The following is a 17,098-nucleotide window of genomic DNA, read 5'->3' on the forward strand; positions in this document are numbered from 1 at the left end:
CCCGTGTGTTCCCGGGAGAAAGGTCCGAGCCCATGCCCGCATCCGCATCGACCGTTTTCCGGAACCTGCTGCCGCCCGAAGGAGCGGCGCATGTCGTGGAAAGCCCGGAAGGGCCGGTGTATTACCTGGATATCGGTTCCGGGGAACCCCTGCTGCTGGTGTCGGCGTTCGGTCCGCAGCCGGGTTCGACGGCCTGGCTGCTGTATCGCGAGGCGTTGGAAATCCTCGCCCGGTCCCGGCGCTGCATTGTGGTGGAGCTGACCAATTACGGGCACACCGGCCCGGTCACGTTCCACGAACCGGCGCACGACGTGTGCGTCCGTGCCGTGGTGCGCGTACTCGACCACCTGGGGCTCGACCGGGTGGCCGCCGTGGGCACGTCGATGGGGGCGACGACGTGCCTGGACCTGGCGCTTCAGCACCCGGAGCGGGTGGAACGCCTCGTCATCGGCGCGTGCCACGCGTCGACCGGCGGGGATCCGTACCTGCTGGCGCCGTTCCCGTCGGAGGTCTGGAACCTGCACCAGGCGAGCCAGGCGGACCCCCACGACCGCGGGAAACTGCGGCAATTGCTGCGCGCGCTGTGGTTCGACGGGGATTTGGTGACCGACGACCTGCTGGACGAAATACTCGCCTTCCGTACCGAGCACATGGACCACTGGGCGGCCGGCGCGCATTCGGTCAGCGTCCCGCACAGCAATGTCGCGGCGCTTCCCGAGATCACCGTTCCGGTCCTCGTCGTGCACGGGCGGCACGACCGCATGGTGCCTTTCGAACAGGCGCTGATGATCATGAGCCATCTTCCCCAGGCCGATGTCGTCGTCCTCAATCGCTGCGGCCATTGGCCGCCGATGGAACGCCCCGAGGAATTCGCGCGTCTGGTCCTGGAATTCGTACGCGGCGCCGAGAAGGGACAACGATGACCGAGGCCACGCACACCATGACCGACGTCGACGTGGACGGCTGGCACGCCGTCGGCCCGGCGGACGCGATTCCGCGGGGCGGCGCGACCGTGCTGCCGCTGCGACCACCGGTCGCGGTCTTCCATATCGACGACGGATTCTTCGCGACCGACGACACCTGCACGCATGCCGAATCGTCCCTCGGTGAGGGCTATATCGAGGACGGCACGGTCGAGTGCGAATTCCATTTCGCGAGATTCTGCATCCGGACCGGGGCGGCGCTCACGGCACCCGCGTCGGTCCCGCTGCGCACCTATCCCGTCGCGGTGCGCGAGGGAACCGTGTACGTCGATCTGCGGAACCGGGCGTGAGGCGCGCGGGCAGCCGGCGTACTCCCGCGCCGTGACCCGCCGACACACCCGCGCCCCGGCACCCCCGCATCAGGCACCCGCCGCCGCGCACCGCCTCGCCCCGGCACCCCATCGTCCCGTCGCCCCCGCGACCGAGGAGTCACCTTGACCACGCTCACCATCGATCCCACCCCCGGCCGCTCTCCCGTCCTCGCCCCCGCCGACGCCGAACTCGCCGCCGAGGCAGCCCGGTTGGGCGCCCCGGAAGGACGCCTGGTCGCCGCCGGCGACGACGCCCTGTGGGTCGCCGAACTCGGCACCGGCCGCCCGACCGTGTTCCTGCACGGCGGCGGCCCCGGATGCACGGCGTGGACGGACTTCGCCCCGACCGTCCCGCTGTTCGCCGCCGACCGCCGCGTGCTGCTCGTCGACATGCTCAACTTCGGCTTCTCCGGCGCGCGTCCGATCGTCGGACCGCGCTGGACCGGCCACGCCGCGCGCATCGCCGCCGCCCTGGAGACACTCGGCATCACCGACGCCGACTTCGTCTGCAACTCGATCGGCGGTTCGGCCGCCCTCGCACTGGCCGCCGACCACCCGCACCTCGTACGGAAGATGGTGGTCACCGGCAGCGAACCCATGGAACGCGGGCGCGGCCCGCTGTCCGAAGGCCTGGGCGCGGAAGGGCAGTCGGCGTGGGCGGACTACTACGCCGGCGCGGGCCCGAGCCGGGCGAAACTCACCCCGATCATGGCCCGCCTCGAATGGTGGGACGGCAGCCTCATCCCCGAGGACCGGATCGAACTGCGGTACCTGTACAGCCTTTCCGAGGGCCAGCGGCTGATCGGCGAACACCCCGAGGCCTGGGGCGAGCCGGAGGACCTGGAGGACAAGCTGCGCCGCGTCCGGGCCCGCGTGCTGTTCCTGTTCGGCAAGCAGGACATCTTCGTCACCCCGGCCTACCCCGTGCTGCTGTCGCAGACCGTCCCGTACGCCGACGTCTACCTCATGGACGACGCGGCCCACCACATGGAGGAGGAACGGCCGGCCGACTTCACCGCCGTCGTCAAGGCGTTCCTCGACTCCCCCACCGCGAACGCCTGACCCACCCCGACCGGAGGAGCGAATCCCATGGCCTTCGACGCCGCGGAACTGCACGGCAAAGTCGACTGGAGGAACGGGCTCATCAGCCCGGAGATCTTCATCGACGAGAAGATCTACCGCGAGGAACTGAGGCAACTCTTCGGCCGCGCCTGGCTGTTCCTCGCCCACGACAGCATGATCCCCAAGCCCGGCGACTTCTTCAACACCTACATGGGCGGGGACCCGGTCATCGTCGCCCGGCAGAAGGACGGCAGCGTCAAGGCGTACCTGAACGCGTGCCGGCACCGCGGTATGAAGGTGTGCCGCGCCGAGGACGGCAACGCCAGGAATTTCATGTGCACCTACCACGGTTGGACGTACGACATCGCCGGCAACCTGGTGAGCGTGCCGAACGCCGCCGACGCCTACCACGGCGAGCTGGACCGGTCGCGGTGGGGACTCGTCCAGGTCGCGCAGATCGACTCCTACAAGGGCCTGATCTTCGCGACGTTCGACCCGTCCGCGCCGCCGCTGCTCGACTACCTCGGCGACATGACCTACTACATCGACACGTGGGTCGACCACGTCCCCGGCGGTATCGAGGTGCTGCCCGGCTGCGTCAAGTGGACGATCCACGGCAACTGGAAGATCGCCGCGGAGCAGTTCGCGGGCGACGGCTACCACGCGGCGGTGACGCACAGTTCGTCGCTCGGCCTCGTCGGCGAGGGCATGTGGGGCGGCATGCCGCCCGGCGGGCAGTTCGCCTCCCGGCTCGGACACGGGCACTCGTTCGTGACCGGGCGGGTCACCCGCTTCGACGACGACCCGCTCGGCGAGTACAACGCGCGCCGCAACGCGGTCGTCGAGGACCGCCTCGGCCCCGAACGCTCCAACATGCTGGGCAACTTCACCGTCTTCCCGAACATGTCCGGCCTGCCCGCGTCGGCGAACCTGCGGGTGTGGCACCCCAAGGGCCCGAACACGTTCGAGATCTGGTCGTTCACCGTGGTGGACAAGGACGCGCCCGACCACGTCAAGAAGGCGCAGCAGCTCTCCGCGACGCTGACCGAGGGCGCCGCCGGGACGGTCGAGGTCGACGACGGCGAGAACTGGGATCTCATGGGCCAGATGCTCGCGCAGGGCCACCAGACACGGCAGATGAGCTGGAACTACCAGATGGGCCTGGGCCACGAGGTGGACGACCACCCGGTACACCCCGGCTCGTTCAACGCGACCTATTACGGCGAGGGCCCGCAACGGACGTTCTACCGCCGCTGGTTGGAGTTCATGACCACCGAGAAGTGGCCGCACGTCGACGCCGTGCGCGAGTCGGGCGAGCCCGTGGACGCGGCGGATCGAGCCGACACGTCCCCCGCGGGCACCCGGTGAGCACCGGACCGAGCAGATCGAGGAGACACGCGTGACAACGCACATCGCACCGGCGCCGACGACGGACGCGGCACCGCCCGGCGTACCGGCCGTGGATGTGGTCCTCCAGTTCGCGATCGAGCAATTCCTGTACCACGAGGCGCAGTTGCTCGACGAATGGAAGTACCGCGACTGGTGGCACCTGTTCACCGACGACGCGCACTACCGCGTCCCCGTACGCCGCAACCGGCTGCGCCGCCAGCGCTTCGAGGACGAAGTCGCCTCCCGGGGCATCGAGATGGCGCACTTCGACGACACGAAGGAGACGCTCGACCTCCGCGTGCGGCAGCGCGAATCCGGGACGCACTGGGCGGAGGACCCGCCGTCGCGCAGCCGCCACGTGGTCTCGAACGTCCGGGTCCGGCCGAGCGGGGCCGAGCCGGGAGCGTACGACGTCCGTTCGGCGTTCATCTGCTACCGCAACCGGCTGGAGGCCGAGGTCGACCTGTGGGCGGGCGAGCGGTTCGACCGGCTGCGGCCCACCGGGGAGGGGTCGTTCCGGATCGCCGACCGCGTGGTGCTGCTGGACCAGAACGTCGTGCTGTCGAAGAACCTCAGCATCTTCTTCTGAGCCCCGCCCGGTCATCCAAGAGGAACAGCCTCCCTCCGGGCGCCGCCTCCGCGGCGGCGCCCGGACGTTGACAAGGACGGCATCGCGGCGAAACAAAAGCGACATGTACGGATTCGACGATCATGGCCGGGCCCGGCCGGTAATCGATCGTGTGAGCGGTCGGCGGGAAAGCACAGCGGAGGCCAGTGATGTACGCGACCGCATCGGGAATCAGTACGACGACATCGGACCGGGAAATCGCGCAACCCGCCGGGACCACGGCACGCGGGAAATCCGTACGCGTCCCCCGGTCCCGGCCGGAACCGTCCCCGGACACCCCGGCGTCCGGGGGCGATTCGGTGATCGAAAAGGTCCGCTGCATCATCGAGGCGCTGGCCGCCCGCGGCCCTTTGGGATTGACCGCGCTTTCCCGCGAGACGGGAATATCGAAAAGCACCGTGCACCGCCTGTGCGGGGAACTCGTCGCGTGGGGCGTGGTGTCGCGCTCGCGTGAGGAGAACGCCTTCGTCCTCGGCCGACACCTGTCCGAACTCGCCGAGATGGTGCCGTCGTCCGGGTCCCTGCGCGCCATCGCGCACCCGTACGTCGCCGAACTTTTCGCGACGTTCCGGCTCGCCACATCGCTCTCGGTACTCCAGGACCCGACGACGGTCCGCTGTGTCGAGAAGATCTACGCGGCCGGGCAGGATCCCGCGAACTACTGGATGGGCGTGGGCACCCGGGCGCCCGTGCACTGCACGTCGGCGGGCAAGGCCATCCTCGCGTTCAGCCCGCCGCACGTCTTCGACGCGGTCGTGGCGCAGCCGCTCGTCGCGATGACGCCGTTCACGCTGAGCGGCACGGAGCGGCTGGCGCGCGAACTCGCCGAGATCCGCCGTACGGGCGTGGCCTGGACGCGCAACGAGATCCGCATGGACTGCGTCGCGATGGCCGTGCCGATCCTGGCCCCCTCCGGAGCGGTGGTCGGCGCGCTGTCCGTGGGCCTGGGCGCGAAGGCGCCGCGCGTCCCCGAGTTGGAGAAGGCCATGAAGATCCAGGCGGGGCGCATCGCGGGCCGACTGAACCGCGCGGGATGACGGCGGAGGCGGCACGCCGCGCCCGACGCGGGCGCCCGGGCGGCCCGCCACACCCCACACCCGAGCGCCCCGTGCGGCGGCCCCCGGCCACGCACCGCCGCGCCCATGCCGTGACCGACCCGCGCGACCCGCGCCGCGCAACCCCTCGTCGAGGCGCACGCCATCACCACCGACCGACCCGGCCCGTGCGGCGTCGCGCCCGGCGCGGCGATCCGGCGGCGGGGCGTGTCCGCCCCGACCCGTGGGGCGCGAGCACCGCGCGTCGCGTCCCCTCACCACCCCAGGGAGAGCAGTGTGGAGAAACCTGTCTTCGCCATCGTCGGCGCCAGCCTCGCCGGAGGGCGCGCGGCGGAGGCGCTGCGTGCCGGCGGCTTCGACGGGCGCGTCGTGCTGGTCGGCGCCGAGGAGCACGCGCCGTACGAACGCCCGCCGCTGTCCAAGCGGTTCCTCACCGGCCAGGCCACCGCGGCGGACCTGCTGCTGCGCCCTTCGTGGGACGACTTGGACGTCGAACTGGTCACCGGGGAACGCGTCGTCGCGGTCTCGGCGGCCGACCGGTCGGTGGAGCTGGAGTCCGGCCGGAGGTTCGCCGCCGACAAGGTCCTGTTGGCCACGGGAGGGCGCAATCGGCCGCTGCCGGTCGAGGGCACCGACCTCGCGGGGGTCTTCCGGCTGCGCGACATCGGGCACGCCACCGCCCTCGGGCCCGCCCTGGCCGCCGCGGAGAACGTCGTCGTGGTCGGCGCGGGCTTCATCGGCCTCGAAGTCGCCGCCACCGCGCACACCCTCGGGTGCCGGGTCACGGTGGTGGAGGCGGCGAGCGTGCCCCTCGCGCGCGGGCTCGGCCCGACGTGGGGGGCGTTCGTCGCCGAACAGCACATCGACCGGGGGGTGCGCGTCGGCGCGGGGGTGGGCGTCCGGGCGATCCTGGGACGCGCCCGCGTCCGCGGCGTGGAGTTGGCGGACGGGACGGTCCTGCCCGCGGACTGCGTCGTCGTCGGCGTGGGTCTGGAGCCCCGGACGGAACTCGCGCGCGGGCTGGGCCTCGCGGTGGACGACGGCATCGTCGTCGACGCGTCGGCGCGCACGTCGAATCCCGCGGTGTTCGCGGCGGGCGACGCGACCGTGCAGCCCGCGTGGTGGCAGGACGGCCGCGTGCGCCTGGAGTCGTACCAAAACGCGCGGGAGCAGGCCGAGGTCGCGGCGGCGGCGATGCTGGGCCTGCCGGTGCCGACGCGCCGGCCGCCGTGGTTCTGGAGCGACCAGTTCGACATGAACATCCAGGTGGCGGGCTCGTTGAGCCGGTTCGACCAGGTCGCGTTCCGGGGCGACGCGGGCGCGCGGCGCTTCGCGGCCTTCCACCTCACGCGGGGCCGCGTGACGGGTGTGCTGGCGGTCAACCGCGGCCGGGACGTGCGCGCCGGCATGGAGCTGATCGAGTACGCCGTCCCCGTCGGTGCCGCCGAACTCGAGGACGAATCGGTGGATTTGCGCCGGCTGGCGCGTGCCGTGGCCCGGTCTGTGTGAATGCGCTGTTTCCGGCGTGAAACGACTGGGACAAACGATCCACTCACCGGAACACCGCGCCGTGGCGTCCCGCACGGATCGACAGGATCGAGAACGTCCGGCGAAGAGCCGTCGGAACCACGGTCGGGATTTCGATGCGAATCCACTCGGAAATCCGCCTTCGAGCACCGGGATGTGAGTGCAAATGAGTGTCGTGGCACTGCGGAAAGAGCCCGCAACGCCCTTTCTCCAGGTGGCGGGAATCAGCAAGTCCTTTCCCGGCGTCCGGGCGTTGCATAACGTCTCGCTGGATCTCGCGGCGGGTGAGGTCCACGCCCTGACCGGCGAGAACGGGTCAGGCAAGTCGACCCTGTCCAAGATCATCGGCGGGGTGCACCAGGCCGACGCCGGGACGATCCTGCTGGACGGCGCACCCGTCGCCATCCCGAACCCCGCCGCCGCGCTGCGGCTGGGCATCGTCTCGATCAGCCAGGAACTGACGCTGGCCACCAGCCTCAGCGTCGCGGAGAACATCTACCTCGGGCGCCTGCCGCGCACGCGGTTCGGGGCCGTCGACTGGCGCAAACTGCGGCGCGACGCCCGGGCCGTGCTGGACGACCTGCACGTCCACGTCGACGAGCGCGCGACCGTCTCGACCCTCAGCATCGAACTGCGCCAGGAGGTCGAGATCGCGCGGGCGCTGTCGACCGACGCCCGGCTGCTGATCCTGGACGAGGCGACCAGCTCGCTGTCCGAGGCCGCGACGGCCCGCCTCCTGGAGGTCGTCGAGGAACAGCGGCGCCGGGGCGTCGCGGTGCTCATGATCAGCCACCGCATGCCGGAGCTGTACCGGTCCGCGAGCAGGGCGACCGTACTCCGCGACGGCGAACCGGTCGCGACCGTGCCGCTCCCGGAGACCCCCGAACCCGAGTTGGTGCGGCTCATGGTCGGCCGCGACCTGGAGGACTACTACGGCAGCCGCGAGGCGGTCGCCGGCGAGGTGGCGCTCGAGGTCCGCGATCTCACCAGCACCGACGGGCGGTTGGGCCGCACGTCGTTCACCGTGCGGCGCGGGCGCGTCCTCGGCGTCGCCGGTCTGGTGGGGTCGGGCAAGACCGAACTCGGGCTGGCTCTCGGCGGCGTCCTCGCGTCGCGCGGCGACGTCCTGGTCGGCGGCACCCGGGTCAGCGTCGCGAACCCGAGGGCGGCGCTCGCGGGCGGCATCGGGTTCGTCCCCGACGACCGCAAGGGCCAGTGCATCCTGCCCGGCCGCAGCGTCGCGGAGAACTTCGCGCTCGCCTGGATGGACGACCTGAGCGCGTACGGCGTCCGGCGGGTGCGCGAGGAACGCCGGCGCGTCGAGGCGAGCATGGACCGGTACGGCGTGGTCGCGGCACACAGCGGCGTACGGATCTCCACGCTCTCCGGCGGGAACCAGCAAAAGGTCATCCTGGGACGGCTGTTCGCGCGCGGCTGCGACGTCTACGTGCTCTGTGAGCCGACGCGCGGCGTGGACGTCGGCGCGAAGAGCGCGATCTACCGGCTCATCCAGGAACTCGCGTCCCAGGGAGCCGCGTTCGTCATCATCTCGTCCGAGCTTCCCGAACTGCTGGGACTGGCCGACGAGATCATGGTCTACCACCACGGCGAGGTGCACGGACACTTCGACGTCGCGGGTCTCGACGAGGAGACCGTGGCGAGCGTGGCGGTGTCCGGGCGGGTGCCGAGTCTCGCCGCCTGACGCGCGGGCCGCGGCGAACACACCCTGTTCCCCGGGGCGTTCGGCGCGGCCGACGTTCCCGAGACGGTCTCGGTGACGCGGGGCCTCGGTCGCGCGGTCGGCGTGGACCCCGACGAACTCCCCGGTGCGGAGGCCCGCCTCCCCGGCGGCCCCCGTCCCTCGCGGTGCCCCGTCCGCCACCCATGAACTCTCTTGCACCACGCGCCGGTTCCACCCCTGCGCCGGCCCTCCCGGGCGTTCCGCCCCATCCACCGTTCCGCCGCGCACCGCCGGCGGCCTCACCCCTGCGGAGGTGAATCGACGTGCCCACCATCGACCTCGACGACGCCCACGACACCGACAACACCGACGGGACCTCGACCGGCGGATTCGCCGTCCTGACCGAGCCCCGGCCGCCCCGCCGCCGGCGCCTTCCGTCCCTCGGCCGCTACACCGGTGTCGTCACGGCCCTGGTCGTCGTGTGCGTCTACCTCGGCGCCACCCAGTCGGTCTTCCTGACGTGGGGCAACATCACCAACATCGTCGCGAGCAACAGCGTGGTCCTGGTCCTCGCGATCGGCGCGACGTTCGTCATCATCTCCGGCGGCATCGACATGTCCGCGGCGGCGGCCACGGCCGCGTGCGGCATGATGCTCGGCGTCGCGCTGCGCGAAGGGCTCCCGGCGCCCGTCGCCATCCTCGCGCCGCTCGTCTTCGGGATCGCGCTGGGGCTGGTCAATGGGCTGCTCATCAGCCGCCTGAAGATCTCGTTCCTGGTCGTCACGCTCGGCGGGCTGTCGATCTGGTCCAGCTTCTCGCTGGTGGTGAACGACGGGGCCACGATCAGCGTGTTCTCGCAGGACGGCTTCCGCCCGCTGTACCGGTTCGTCAACGACGACGTGGCCGGCGTCCCGTACATCATGGTCTTCGACGTGCTGCTGGTACTCGCCGCCGGAGCCGTCCTGCGCTACACGTCGTTCGGGCGCGCCCTGTTCGCGGTCGGCTCGAACCCCGAGGCGGCGCGGATCAACGGGGTGAACATCGACCGCGTGGTGCTCGCGACGTACGGCGTCGCGGGGTTGACGGCGGGCCTCGCCGGGCTCATCCAGGTGGGCCGCCTGACGGGGGCGGCGCCGTCCGTCGACCCGACGATGCTGCTCACCGTCATCGCCGCGGTGCTCATCGGGGGTACGGCGTTCAGTGGCGGTGAAGGCGGCGTCCTGGGCACCGTGATCGGTGTCGCGTTCCTCGGCGTGGTGTCGAACGGCCTGACGCTGAGCGAGGTTTCGGCGTTCTGGCAGGGCACCGTGAACGGCCTCATCCTCATTCTCGCGGTCGCCACCGGCACGGCCCGCGACCGGGGCTGGTTCCGGCGCCCCCTCCCTCTCCGGCGCGCACGATCGGCCGACCCCGCCTGACGCCCCGCAACACCCGCTCACACCCCCGTTGCTCCCCCTCGTCCGCGCGGTGTCGGGCACCGGCTCGACGCCGACCGGCAAGCCGTCCCGCGGCTCGCTCCACCCTGGAGGAAAAGTGAAACTCGGAAGAAGACTGACCGCCGCGGGAACCACCGTTCTCCTCTTCGCCCTCGCGGCGTGCGGAAGCGACTCGGACTCGGGTTCGTCCGGCGGCGGACTCGACCTCGGCTACGCCGCGCCGGTGGCCGCGCAGACCGGCCAACAGCAGATGACCAAGGGCATGAAGGACGCCGTCGCGACGATGGGCGGGAAGGTGACCGTCTACGACTCCAACCTGTCGTCGTCCAAGCAGGTCACCAACATGCAGACGATGATCCAGAAGAAGCACGACGTCATCGGCAGTTGGACGCTCGACCCCGGCGCCACCGCGGGCATCTACGACCAGGTGAAGTCGCGCGGGATCCCGCTCGTCGGCGTCAACTCCGACGACAGCGGCATCGAGCACTCCGTGTGGTACTCGATGCAGCGGTGTACCCCGGGCGGTCCCGCCGAGCGGACCGCGGCGCTGTTCGCGAAGGCGCGTCCCGGCGGGTCGGTGCTCACGATCGGGCTCGACGGCGTCCCGTCCATCGACAACAACATCAAGTGCTTCACCGAGGCGGCGGAGAAGGCCGGGCTCACCGTCATCGCCCACGTGTCCAACACCACCGACGACTCGGCCGGCGGGCAGAAGCTCACCGCGGACCTGCTGACCAAGCACCCGGACGTCGACGCGATCTTCTCCTACAACGACACGTCGGCCCTGGGCGCCTCCGCGGCCGTCACCGCCGGCGGCAAGAAGGTCTCGGACGGGACGTCGGACGGCATCCTCATCACGGGCGCCAACGGCGACGCCGACGCCGTCCAGGCCGTGCGCGAGGGCCGCCTGACCGGCACGTGGGACCCGAACAACACCGAATTCGGCTGGCTGCTGATCAAGATGGCCCAGGCGCTCCAGGCCGGGGACGCCCCCACGCGCATGGTCCTGGAGTCGACGTTCGTCGACGCGGAGTCCGTCAAGGAGTACATCGAGCCCGCACAGCGCACGATCACGTTCGAGACCCTGAAGTTCACCAGCGAGTAGGCGCCCGGGAGACGGCGTCGCGCGGGGCGAACCCCGGTTTCTCCCACCGGGGTTCGCCCCGCGCCGCGGTTTCCTCAGAGCCCGTCGCCGGACAGCAGCGGCTCGAACGCGCGGTACGCGGCGTAGTCGCGGAAGTGCCGGGCGTACAGGTCGGCGCCGTCACCGAGGCCGGGGGCCGGGACCTCGGCGACGTCCACCACGTGCTTCAGCGACCACGTCACGGGCTCACCCGCCGCGTTCCGGTACGTCGTCTCCACGCCCCGACCGTGCTCCTCGGCCTTGGCACGCGCCTCGTTCGGCGAGGCGGCCAGCAGGAGCACGAACGACTCCTGGTAGAGCGGGACGAACCCCGGTGCGGACGAAGTGGCTTCGGCGAGGATGACGGCGATGTAGTGGCGCATGGCTCCGGACTACTTCTTGAAGCGGCCGTCGTTCAAGAGCTTCCAGGCGGTCTTGCACGACTTGGTGCGGCAGTCGCGGATCTCGCCGAGAGTGTCGCCGTAGTGCTCGCCGGGGAACACCTGGCGGATCGACGCCTTGCGGCACCGCGAGATGAAGTTGTTGGCGATCTCGCCGAGGTTGTCGCCCGCGTCGCAGGCGCCGCGGACCGAGATCCCGGCGGGCGCCGCGGGCTGCGCCGCGTGCGAGACGGCGGGGGCGCCGGTCAGCGCGCCGACGGCCAGGGCTGCGGCGAGGAGGCCTCGGGCGAAAAGTCGCGGCATGGTGGGTCCCTTCGTCCGGAGCCGACTCAGCAGTTCACGAACTTGCCGTAGGCGATCCACACTTCGCCCTTGTTGTTGAGGCTGACGTCGCCTGTCTTGTGCAGGCCGGTGTACTTGCCGCGCCACTTCCGCAGTTCGCCGAACGGCGATTCGAGCGTCATGAACGGCGAGTCGATCTGCCAGTCGCCCGAGTACTCGGCGTACACACCGTCCGTGCCGTCGGTGCCGCTGGCCCAACACGCGCGCGAACCCGAGTAGAGGACGAGGTTGCCGTCGTACTGCATTTCGAGGCGGTAGCCGCCGTTGCGGAGGCAGTGCCCCGGGAGGAGCTTGTCGCCGAACGCGGTGCCGTCGCTGCGGCAGTCGGCCCTGACCTGGACCTCGCTCGGCGCGCCGGGCGCGCTCGGCGAGGCCGCCATGGCCGCGCCGGTCGTGGCGGTCACCGCGGCGAGGGCCGAGGTGAGGGCGAGGACACCGGCGCGGAGGAAATGCCGCATACGGATTGCCTTTCCGGGAAAAACAACGAAACGAACGCGCACAGACAGTAGCAGCACGCGTACTTCCCGCGACCGACCGACTCCTTCGCGTGCCTCACGGGTGCATGGCGGCGCCATTCGCGGGCAGCCCTGTCCTATGGCTGCCATACACATCGAGACGGAACGCAAGTACGAGGGCGGTGCCGCGGACACCCGGCTCGACCCCGGCGGGCTGCCCGGGGTGGCCGGCGTCGTCCCGGCCGCCGACGAGGAACTGGACGCGGTGTACTACGACACCCCGGACCTGCGGCTGCTGGCCCACGGCGCGACACTGCGGCGCCGCACGGGCGGCCACGACGCCGGATGGCACCTGAAACGTCCCGCGGGCGGCGACAGCCGCGAGGAACTGCGGCTCCCGGTCGGCCGCGACGACGCGGTCCCGGACGAACTCCTGACACGCGTCAAGGCACTTGCCCGAGGCGAGCCGCTGGTGCCGGTGCTGCGCATGCGGACGCGGCGGGAACGCGAGCACCTGGTCGACGCCCGGGGCAAGGCCGTCGCCGAGATCGCCCACGACCACGTGTCGGCGGAGATCCTGCACGGACCGGACGGGCGCCGAACCCGCCGCGGCGGCAAGGGCGGCAAAGGGGGCAAGGGGAGCAAGGGAAAACGGCGTCCGTCCGCCCCGGGCCGGATCGTCGCGTGGTCCGAACTGGAAGTCGAGCTGGAGTCCGAACAGCCCGCGGGCAAACCATCGTTGCTCGACGCCGTCGAGAAGCAGCTGTCCCGGGAGGGCTGGCGGCGCTCGGCCAGCTCCTCCAAGACCGCGCACGTCTTCGCGACCAGCGCGGACGGGCGCCGCCGCGCCGCCGCGGCCGAGCGGCGGCGCGAACGCGCCCCGCGCCCGGGCACCGCCGGCGCGGTCGTGCACGCACGCCTCGCCGAGCAGGTCGCGGCCCTGGTCGCCGCCGACCCCCGGGTACGCCTGGACGACGACGAGGCCGTGCACGACATGCGGGTGGCCACACGGCGGCTGCGCAGCCTGCTGCGCTCGTACCGCCCGCTGTTCGAGCACCGGGTGGTCGACCCGGTCGTCACCGAACTCAAGTGGCTCGGCGGGGTTTTGGGCAACGCCCGCGACCACGAGGTGCTGGCGGACCGCTTCGCGTCCCGCACCGACGAACTCGCCGCGGCACACGACCTGGACGGCCTTCCGGCGGTGTCGTCGGCGGTCGCCCGCGCGGGCGCCCACATGCGCGACGCCGAGTCCGCCGCGTACCGGCACGAACACACCCATGCCGCCCGGCAGTTGGACTCTCGGCGCTACTTCCGGCTGGTGACGGCGCTGGAGGCCATGGCCGCCGATCCACCGCTGCGCCCCCGAGCGGCCCGGAAGGCCCCGCGCGAAGTGCGCCGCGTCGTCGAACGCGACCACCGCCGCCTCGCGGCCCGGCTGCGCACGGCCCGGTCGGCGGCCCCCGGCCCGGAGCGCGACCGGGCGCTCCACGAGGCGCGCAAGGCCGCCAAGCGGCTGCGCTACGCGGCGGAGACCGCGGCCCCGGTCGCCGGCCGCTCCGCGCGGCGGTTCGTCCGGCGGACCAAGCGCGTTCAGCGCGTGCTGGGCGAACACCAGGACGCCGTGGTCGCCCGCTCCGCCCTGGCACGCACCGCCGCCGGGGAACACCGGGCGGGAGCCGACACCTTCGCGTACGGGCTGCTCTTCGCCGCCGAGCAGCGCGCGGCGGCCCGCTCGGAGCAGGAGCTTCCGCGGCTCTGGAAGCGCCTGAAGTCTCCCCGCGCGGCCCGGATTTGCTGACGGTCAGCGCGGGCGGTCGATGCGGTGCACCACGTGCCGCCGGTCGTCGGCGGGATTGTCCGGCTCCATGTCCGCGTCCGCGATCCACCGCAGCCCCGCCTTCTCCAGGGCACGCCGGGACGCGGTGTTGTCCGCGTGCACGGGGACGATGACCGCCGACGCGTCGGGGTGGTCCGTCCAGGTCGCCGCGACGATCGCGCGGATGATCCGCGTCCCCAGCCCGCGCCCCGTCCGGTCGGGGTCGCCGATGAGGTAGTCGATGCTCACCGCTCCCTCCGGTACCTCCACGGCCGGCGCCAGCTCCTCGACGTACTCCGGGTAGTCGGCGATGCGGCAGCGCTGCACCAGCGCCACGGGTACGCCGTCGAGGTGCACGAGCAGGTCCTCGGACGGCTCCTCGCCCCGAGCCGCCGGCCCGAAATCCCGGGCGACCGCCTCGGCGGTCGTCTCGTGGTTCCACCACCGCGCGACATGGGGTCGGCTCAGCCATGCGCGCAGCAGCGGAAAGTCGTCCTCGGTGACCCGTCGCCAGGTGATCACGGTCGCTCCCCGCCTCGTCGAGATCGTGTGCGCCCCGCGCCGCGGTGTGAACACCGCGGCGCGGGGCGGCCGTTGTGCCGTCCTGCGAGGGTGCCAGGACAGCACAACGGCCTCCCGCTCCGCACGGACTCCCGGTCAGCGGGCCGCGGCCGGGCCGCCGAGGAGACGCGCGGCGATCTGCCGCGGCACCGGGGCGTACGTGTCGAAGCGCATCACGAAGCTCGCCCGGCCCGACGTCCGGCTGCGCAGGTCGCCGACGTAACCGAACATCTCCGCGAGCGGGACGCCGGCCGCGACGATCTTGACGCCCGACCGGTCGGCGACCGAACGGACGTGGCCGCGCCGGGCGTTCAGGTCGCCGATCACGTCGCCCAAGTGCTCCTCCGGGGTGGTGACCTCGACGGCCATCACCGGTTCCAGCAGCACCGGCTCCGCCCGGCGGGCCGCCTCGCGGAACGCCGCGGCGCCCGCGATCGCGAACGCCGTCTCGGAGGAGTCGACTTCGTGGTGGTCGCCGTCGAGGAGCGTGACGCGGACGCCGGTGAGCGGGTACCCGGCGAGTACGCCTTGGTCCATCGCGGACTGGCAGCCCTCGTCCACGGCCGGGACGAACTCGCGCGGGATCCGCCCGCCGGTGACCTTGTTGACGAACTCGTAGTGCTCTCCTTCCAGGGGTTCGAGGGCGATCCGGATCCTGGCGTACTGGCCCTTGCCGCCGTTCTGCTTGCGGTACGTGTGGTCGTGGCGGGCCACCGTGCCGCGCAGCGTCTCGCGGTAGGCCACCCTCGGCCTGCCGACCGTCGCGGCCACGCCGAACTCCTCGCGCATGCGGTCGACCAGCACCTCCAGGTGCAGTTCGCCCATGCCGGAGATCACGGTCTGGCCGGTCTCGCGGTCGGTCGCGACGTGGAACGACGGGTCCTCCTCGGCCAACCGCCCGATGGCGGTGGTCAGTTTGTCCTGGTCGGCCTTGGTGACCGGTTCGATCGCCACCTCGATCACCGGGGTCGGGAACTCCATCGCGGCCAGCACGACCGGGTGCGCGGGATCGCAGAGCGTCTCGCCCGTGGCGGTGTGCCGCAGGCCCTGCACCGCGACGATGTCGCCCGCGACGGCCACCGCGACCTCCTCGCGCTTGTCCGCGTGCATGCGGTGGATCCGCGCGACGCGTTCCCGGCGGTCCGTCACCGTGTTGCGGATCTGGTCGCCCGCCGTGAGGCGGCCGGAGTACACGCGGACGAACGTGAGCTTGCCCAGGTGTTCCTGGACGGCGACCTTGAACGCCAGGGCGGCGAAAGGCTCGTCGTCGGACGGGCCGCGCACGACGGTGGCGGCCGAGCCGTCGACGGCGTGGCCTTCGACCGCCGCGATGTCGACGGGCGCCGGCAGGTAGCGCACAATCGCGTCGAGCAGTGGTTGAACTCCTTTGTTCTTGAAGGCTGTTCCGCACACCACGGGGGTGAGGGTCGGGCCGTCGCCGGTGCCGGAGGCCACGGTGACGCGGCGGATCGCGGCGTGCAGGCGTGCCTCGGTGGGGTGTTCTCCCGCGAGGTACGCCTCCAGAAGCTCGTCGTCGTGGTCGGCCACGGTTTCGACCAGCCGCGTCCGCCACGCGGCGGCGTCGTCGCGCAGCGCCACGGGGATCTCGACGACGTCGTACGCCTCGCCGAGCCTCGCGTCCGCCGACCACACGAGAGCACGCATGCCGACCAGATCGACGACACCGCCGAAGCCGGCCTCCGCACCGATCGGGATCTGGACGACGAGCGGTGTCGCGCCCAGGTGTTCGCGGATCGTCTCGACGCAGCGGAAGAAGTCCGCGCCGGCCCGGTCGAGTTTGTTGACGAAGCAGATCCTCGGCACGTGGTAGCGGTCGGCCTGCCGCCACACCGTCTCCGACTGCGGCTCGACCCCGGCGACCGCGTCGAACACCGCGACGGCACCGTCGAGCACCCGGAGACAGCGTTCGACTTCGACGGTGAAATCGACGTGGCCGGGCGTATCGATGATGGTGATGGCGTGGTCGACGCCGTCGACCGCCCAACGGCACGTGGTCGCCGCGGAGGTGATCGTGATGCCGCGCAGCCGCTCCTGGAGCATCCAGTCCATCGTGGCCGTGCCGTCGTGCACCTCGCCGATCTTGTGCGACGAGCCCGTGTAGAACAGGATCCGCTCGGTCGTGGTGGTCTTGCCGGCGTCGATGTGCGCCATGATGCCGATGTTGCGGACGGTGGCCGGGTTGCGCGTGGTGGTGGTCACGGCGGTTCGCTTTCTGTTCGGGTCCCGCCAAGTCCCCCGGGCGCGCGGCGAACCGACCGCGCGAGCGGGCGTCGCCGGACCTCACGACGCCGCGCGCACGGCGGATCA

General features: G+C 71.6%; 16 protein-coding genes. 11 read left to right on the top strand and 5 right to left on the bottom strand.

Translation table 11 applies throughout. The features are described from left to right. Positions 1-32: 32 nt before the first annotated feature. The 10 genes from LO772_RS04895 to LO772_RS04940 all read left to right on the top strand — a co-directional run bounded on the left by LO772_RS04895 (position 33) and on the right by LO772_RS04940 (position 11,177). Positions 33-923: an alpha/beta fold hydrolase gene (locus LO772_RS04895; RefSeq protein WP_231777114.1), complete on the top strand. Its 891-nt coding sequence runs from the start codon at positions 33-35 to the stop codon at positions 921-923. After that, positions 920-1,273: a bifunctional 3-phenylpropionate/cinnamic acid dioxygenase ferredoxin subunit gene (locus tag LO772_RS04900; protein ID WP_231777115.1), complete on the top strand. Its 354-nt coding sequence runs from the start codon at positions 920-922 to the stop codon at positions 1,271-1,273. The genes LO772_RS04895 and LO772_RS04900 overlap by 4 nt, the downstream gene beginning before the upstream one ends. Before the next feature lie 144 nt (positions 1,274-1,417). Then, positions 1,418-2,356 carry an alpha/beta fold hydrolase gene (locus LO772_RS04905; RefSeq protein WP_231777116.1) on the top strand — a complete coding sequence of 313 codons (939 nt, stop codon included), beginning with the start codon at positions 1,418-1,420 and terminating at the stop codon, positions 2,354-2,356. Positions 2,357-2,383: 27 nt separating this feature from the next. Next, positions 2,384-3,724 carry an aromatic ring-hydroxylating dioxygenase subunit alpha gene (locus LO772_RS04910; protein ID WP_231777117.1) on the top strand — a complete coding sequence of 447 codons (1,341 nt, stop codon included), beginning with the start codon at positions 2,384-2,386 and terminating at the stop codon, positions 3,722-3,724. A 31-nt stretch (positions 3,725-3,755) separates the two neighbouring features. Beyond that, complete coding sequence (locus tag LO772_RS04915; RefSeq protein WP_231777118.1) at positions 3,756-4,334, top strand: aromatic-ring-hydroxylating dioxygenase subunit beta; 579 nt, start codon at positions 3,756-3,758, stop codon at positions 4,332-4,334. A 338-nt stretch (positions 4,335-4,672) separates the two neighbouring features. Beyond that, positions 4,673-5,410 carry an IclR family transcriptional regulator gene (locus LO772_RS04920; protein ID WP_231777119.1) on the top strand — a complete coding sequence of 246 codons (738 nt, stop codon included), beginning with the start codon at positions 4,673-4,675 and terminating at the stop codon, positions 5,408-5,410. Positions 5,411-5,704: 294 nt separating this feature from the next. Next, the gene (locus tag LO772_RS04925) at positions 5,705-6,937 is read left to right on the top strand and encodes an NAD(P)/FAD-dependent oxidoreductase (RefSeq protein ID WP_231777120.1); all 1,233 of its coding nucleotides are present in this window, start codon (positions 5,705-5,707) and stop codon (positions 6,935-6,937) included. Between the two features lie 193 nt (positions 6,938-7,130). Then, complete coding sequence (locus tag LO772_RS04930; protein WP_231777121.1) at positions 7,131-8,657, top strand: sugar ABC transporter ATP-binding protein; 1,527 nt, start codon at positions 7,131-7,133, stop codon at positions 8,655-8,657. A 302-nt stretch (positions 8,658-8,959) separates the two neighbouring features. Continuing rightward, positions 8,960-10,054 (top strand): ABC transporter permease, encoded by a 1,095-nt coding sequence (locus LO772_RS04935; protein ID WP_231777122.1) that lies wholly within the window; start codon positions 8,960-8,962, stop codon positions 10,052-10,054. Positions 10,055-10,169: 115 nt separating this feature from the next. Further along, entirely contained in the window at positions 10,170-11,177 is a 1,008-nt protein-coding gene (locus LO772_RS04940) for a sugar ABC transporter substrate-binding protein (protein WP_231777123.1), read from the top strand. A 74-nt stretch (positions 11,178-11,251) separates the two neighbouring features. Here the strand turns inward: LO772_RS04940 and LO772_RS04945 are convergent, their stop codons facing one another. From LO772_RS04945 to LO772_RS04955, 3 genes are read right to left on the bottom strand one after another with little or no spacing between them, the layout of a single operon-like run. After that, complete coding sequence (locus LO772_RS04945; protein WP_231777124.1) at positions 11,252-11,578, bottom strand: DUF4288 domain-containing protein; 327 nt, start codon at positions 11,576-11,578, stop codon at positions 11,252-11,254. Between the two features lie 9 nt (positions 11,579-11,587). Further along, the gene (locus LO772_RS04950; protein WP_231777125.1) at positions 11,588-11,899 is read right to left on the bottom strand and encodes a hypothetical protein; all 312 of its coding nucleotides are present in this window, start codon (positions 11,897-11,899) and stop codon (positions 11,588-11,590) included. A gap of 26 nt (positions 11,900-11,925) precedes the next feature. Continuing rightward, positions 11,926-12,396, bottom strand: a complete 471-nt coding sequence (locus LO772_RS04955) for a hypothetical protein (protein WP_231777126.1) — start codon at positions 12,394-12,396, stop codon at positions 11,926-11,928. Between the two features lie 136 nt (positions 12,397-12,532). Between LO772_RS04955 and LO772_RS04960 the strand changes: the two genes are divergently transcribed. Continuing rightward, positions 12,533-14,191, top strand: coding sequence for a CYTH and CHAD domain-containing protein (locus LO772_RS04960; protein ID WP_231777127.1), 1,659 nt, complete (start codon positions 12,533-12,535; stop codon positions 14,189-14,191). A gap of 3 nt (positions 14,192-14,194) precedes the next feature. On the opposite strand, the gene LO772_RS04965 is transcribed toward LO772_RS04960, so the two are convergent. Together LO772_RS04965 and fusA are read right to left on the bottom strand one after the other, a co-directional pair. After that, complete coding sequence (locus tag LO772_RS04965; RefSeq protein WP_231777128.1) at positions 14,195-14,731, bottom strand: GNAT family N-acetyltransferase; 537 nt, start codon at positions 14,729-14,731, stop codon at positions 14,195-14,197. A gap of 135 nt (positions 14,732-14,866) precedes the next feature. Next, positions 14,867-16,990, bottom strand: a complete 2,124-nt coding sequence (gene fusA, locus LO772_RS04970) for an elongation factor G (RefSeq protein ID WP_231777129.1) — start codon at positions 16,988-16,990, stop codon at positions 14,867-14,869. Positions 16,991-17,098: the final 108 nt, after the last annotated feature.

The organism is Yinghuangia sp. ASG 101 (assembly GCF_021165735.1).
Taxonomy (GTDB): domain Bacteria; phylum Actinomycetota; class Actinomycetes; order Streptomycetales; family Streptomycetaceae; genus Yinghuangia.

Bases quoted from the DNA above. Each gene is read 5' to 3' on its own strand.
- LO772_RS04895 (WP_231777114.1), top strand. From the start codon at position 33: ATGCCCGCATCCGCATCGACCGTTTTCCGGAACCTGCTGCCGCCCGAA.
- LO772_RS04900 (WP_231777115.1), top strand. From the start codon at position 920: ATGACCGAGGCCACGCACACCATGACCGACGTCGACGTGGACGGCTGG.
- LO772_RS04910 (WP_231777117.1), top strand. From the start codon at position 2,384: ATGGCCTTCGACGCCGCGGAACTGCACGGCAAAGTCGACTGGAGGAAC.
- LO772_RS04945 (WP_231777124.1), bottom strand. From the start codon at position 11,578: ATGCGCCACTACATCGCCGTCATCCTCGCCGAAGCCACTTCGTCCGCA.
- LO772_RS04950 (WP_231777125.1), bottom strand. From the start codon at position 11,899: ATGCCGCGACTTTTCGCCCGAGGCCTCCTCGCCGCAGCCCTGGCCGTC.
- LO772_RS04955 (WP_231777126.1), bottom strand. From the start codon at position 12,396: ATGCGGCATTTCCTCCGCGCCGGTGTCCTCGCCCTCACCTCGGCCCTC.
- LO772_RS04960 (WP_231777127.1), top strand. From the start codon at position 12,533: ATGGCTGCCATACACATCGAGACGGAACGCAAGTACGAGGGCGGTGCC.